Source organism: Streptomyces sp. NPDC059853 (assembly GCF_042731495.1).
Classification (GTDB): domain Bacteria; phylum Actinomycetota; class Actinomycetes; order Streptomycetales; family Streptomycetaceae; genus Streptomyces.
Genome location: NZ_JBHWJL010000419.1, coordinates 1 through 3,308, shown reverse-complemented (window position 1 = coordinate 3,308; position 3,308 = coordinate 1). Strand labels below are relative to the sequence as shown.

Annotated in this window: 4 protein-coding genes; 1 reads left to right on the top strand and 3 read right to left on the bottom strand. The window is 75.4% G+C overall.

Annotated elements, in window-relative coordinates; genetic code table 11:
• Positions 1-145: 145 nt before the first annotated feature.
• From ACFV5N_RS26065 to ACFV5N_RS26055, 3 genes are read right to left on the bottom strand one after another with little or no spacing between them, the layout of a single operon-like run.
• On the bottom strand, positions 146-679 hold the full coding sequence (locus ACFV5N_RS26065; RefSeq protein WP_385604471.1) for a DUF6309 family protein: 534 nt from the start codon (positions 677-679) through the stop codon (positions 146-148).
• The gene (locus tag ACFV5N_RS26060) at positions 676-1,473 is read right to left on the bottom strand and encodes a phytanoyl-CoA dioxygenase family protein (RefSeq protein WP_385604468.1); all 798 of its coding nucleotides are present in this window, start codon (positions 1,471-1,473) and stop codon (positions 676-678) included. The genes ACFV5N_RS26065 and ACFV5N_RS26060 overlap by 4 nt, the downstream gene beginning before the upstream one ends.
• Before the next feature lie 41 nt (positions 1,474-1,514).
• The gene (locus ACFV5N_RS26055; protein WP_385604466.1) at positions 1,515-2,585 is read right to left on the bottom strand and encodes a helix-turn-helix transcriptional regulator; all 1,071 of its coding nucleotides are present in this window, start codon (positions 2,583-2,585) and stop codon (positions 1,515-1,517) included.
• Between the two features lie 97 nt (positions 2,586-2,682).
• Between ACFV5N_RS26055 and ACFV5N_RS26050 the strand changes: the two genes are divergently transcribed.
• The gene (locus tag ACFV5N_RS26050) at positions 2,683-3,219 is read left to right on the top strand and encodes a DinB family protein (RefSeq protein ID WP_385604463.1); all 537 of its coding nucleotides are present in this window, start codon (positions 2,683-2,685) and stop codon (positions 3,217-3,219) included.
• Positions 3,220-3,308: the final 89 nt, after the last annotated feature.

Below are 3,308 nucleotides of genomic sequence, written 5' to 3'. Positions count from 1 at the left end.
CGCCGGAGTGCCCTCAGGGTGGTGTCCTCCGGGCAGTTCGGCAACGCGGCGAGGTGCCGCAGCCGGCGGCGCGGCCCCGCGAAGATCCACAAGAGACGGCCCAGGACCTGTCTGACACATCCCGCCCGGCCTCCGGGGCCGGACCTCAGCCACCGTCCAGCCCCGCCACGTAGGCCTCGACCCAGCGGCCCGCGGCCAGCCGCCCGCTGTCCCGCCAGGCGAGCATCCGGTGCAGCCCGTCGAGATGGATCAGCCCGGCGCGGACGGTCAGCGCCGCGTAGTCCTCGCCCGGCACCGCGCGGGTGCTCAGGAACAGCGGCTGGGCGGGGGCGGCGGTCCGGCGGTGGTGCGCCAGCTTGGCCGCGCACACCGGGTTCGTCTGCCCGTAGGAGTCGCCGAGGGCGGCGAGCCGGGCGGCGGCCCGCTCCAGGGTGAGACCGGTCGGCGGGATCAGCTCCACGGCGCCCTCCTCGCCCAGGTGCCAGGGCAGGACCACGTCCAGCACTTCCGGGCCGTGCAGCAGGACCCGGTGCCAGCGGCCCCCGAGCGTGCGCTCGGCGGAGCGGAGATGGCCGGCGGCCTCGTCGTTGGTGTTGCCGTCGTCGGCCGGGTCGTACGGGTGCTCGCGGTCGAAGTGCGCGCGCACCTGCTCGAAGGTGACGCGCTCCAGCACCCTCACGGCACGTACTCGGTGAACGGGGAGGTGTCGAAGAGCCCCGGCCGGCGCCGCGCGCCCAGCCCGCGCCGCCGTCCGGCCGCCAGCACCTGCCGCCAGTACGGCTTGACCGGGGGCCACGGCTCGCCGCCGGTGCGGCAGTACGAGGCGTCGATCAGATAGCGGGAGGCGGTGGACGCCGCGGCGCCGGGGGCCGGCGGGCGGCGGGTGTGGAAGAGCGCGGAGTGCACGATCACCGTGGAGCCGGCCGGCAGCGCGCCGATCACCCGCTCGCCCGGCAGGACGGCGGTGCCGTGGTGGGCGAGCGCGTCCTTCTCCGCGACGGTGCGGTGCGAGCCGGGCAGCACCGCCAGCGGGCCGAGGGAGGGACGCAGACCGTGCGGATAGTGCAGCGCGTGCACCATCGGGGCGTCGCGGTGCCGCTGCGGGCGCTGCTCGTAGTCGTGGTGCCAGCTCTTGCCCGGGCCGTCCGCCGGGCGGCGGTCGCTGTGCAGATGGTGGAAGACGAACGACGGGCCGAGCAGCGCGGGATGGCTGAGCAGGTCCAGCAGCGGCGGGAAGGCGGCGAGTTCGCCGTGCGCCTCCAGGTCCAGTTCCACCCGCTCCGGCGGCGCCACCTCGGCGGGCCGCAGCGCGGCGTCGATGGAGCGCTGCCGCAGCCCGGAGTCCACCCAGTGGTCGACCTCGGGGGTGAGCCGCGCGACGAGGTCCGCCGGGAGGAAGCCGGGCAGCACCAGATGGCCGGACGCCGCGAAGCCGGACAACTGCTCCGCCAAATCCCCGGAACCGGTCACCATGCCCCTCACCCCTTTGTGTTCAGCGGACCGCCGGTCTCTGTTTACCAACGGGCGTCCGGGGCCATTCCGGACCGGTCGGCGAATGACCGAAAGGGGACAGTTCCGGCGGCGGCCCGCAGGAAGCGCTCGCTCCACTCCACGAGCAGATCGTGCAGTTCGGGCGGGCCGATCACCTCGAACTCCGCGCCGGTCATGCCGAGCGCCAGCAGCGGCCACTCCAGGGAATCGGTGGACATCACCACCCGGCAGCGGTCGGAATCCGGCCCCGGGCCCGGCTCCTGCCCCGGGCCCGGCCCCGGGATCTCCTCGACGGTGACCCAGCGGCCGATACGCGCGCGCACCGCCTCGGCCGGCGCCCGTACCACCGCCTCGACCCGGTAGGGGGTGGGCAGTTGCCCGATCCCGGCCCGGACGAAGGCGGCGGCGTCGGTGGCCGGCAGCTCGCGGGGCCGGAACCGCGCCCCGGTGGGGCGGGCCGCGCCGGTGACCCGGTCCAGCCGGAAACTGCGCCAGTCCTGCCGGGCGAGGTCGTAGGCCACCAGGTACCAGCGGCGGCCCAGCATGACCAGCCGGTGCGGCTCCGCATGCCGCTCGGTGCGCTCGCCGCTGCCCGCCGTGTAGCCGAAACGGACGCGTTCGGCGTCCCGGCACGCCAGCGCCAGACCGGTCAGCAGATCCGGATCCACCCCGTCCGGCGCGGCGGCCGCCCCGTCCCAGCCGGGCGCGGGAACAGTGACCTCCCGCAGCGCCTCCACCCGGTGCCGCAGCCGGGCCGGCAGCACCCGGACCACCTTGGCCAGCGCCCGTACCGAGGACTCGGCGACGCCCGCCACCGGGCCCTGCGCGGCGGCCTGGAGCCCCACCACCAGGGCGACGGCCTCCTCGTCGTCGACCACCAGCGGCGGCAGCGCGGCACCGGCCGCCAGCTGGTAGCCGCCCACGGCGCCGCGCTGGGCCTCGACCGGATAGCCGAGGTCGCGCAGCCGGTCGATGTCACGGCGCAGGGTGCGCACCGAGACGCCGAGCCGGCCGGCCAGCTCGGCGCCCGGCCAGAAACGGTGGGTCTGGAGCAGGGACAGCAGCCGGAGCGTGCGGGAGCTGGTGTTCGCCATGCCCCCATTGTCCGGGTGTTTCCGGACAGGAAGTGGCCGCTGTGCTGCCTAGCGTGGGAGGCGCCGGTGACGGACCACCACCCCGAGGAGTACCGCGATGACCACCACCCCCGCTTCTGCCGAGCCGGACGCCGAACGCGCCGACCTGCTGGAGACCCTGCGCCTGCACCGTGCCTTCCTCCGCTACACGGTGCGCGGGCTCACCGATGAGCAGGCCGCCCGGCGTACCACCGTGAGCGAGCTGTGCCTGGGCGCCCTGATCAAGCACGTCGCGGCGACCGAACGGCAGTGGACCGCCTTCGTCGTGGCCGGGCCCTCGGCGATCGGGGACGTCACCGAGGAGTCGGCGGCAGGGCGCCAGGAGTGGGCGGACGACCTGCGGATGCTGCCCGGGGACACCCTGGCCGGGCTGCTGGCGGAGTACGAGGAGGTGGCGCGCCGGACCGAGGAGATCGTGGCCGGCCTCGACGGCCTCGACCACTCCCACCCGCTCCCGGCGGCGCCCTGGTTCGCGCCGGGCGCGCGCTGGTCGGCGCGCCGGACGCTGCTGCACATCATCGCGGAGACGGCGCAGCACGCCGGGCACGCGGATATCATCCGGGAGGCGCTGGACGGGCAGAAGACGATGGGCTAGGACGTCCGGCGGACCGTGCCGGCCCCTCGGCTCCCGACCGCGGAGGTCTCCGAGGAGCTCAAGGAGCGCCAGGAGGAACTGACCGACGA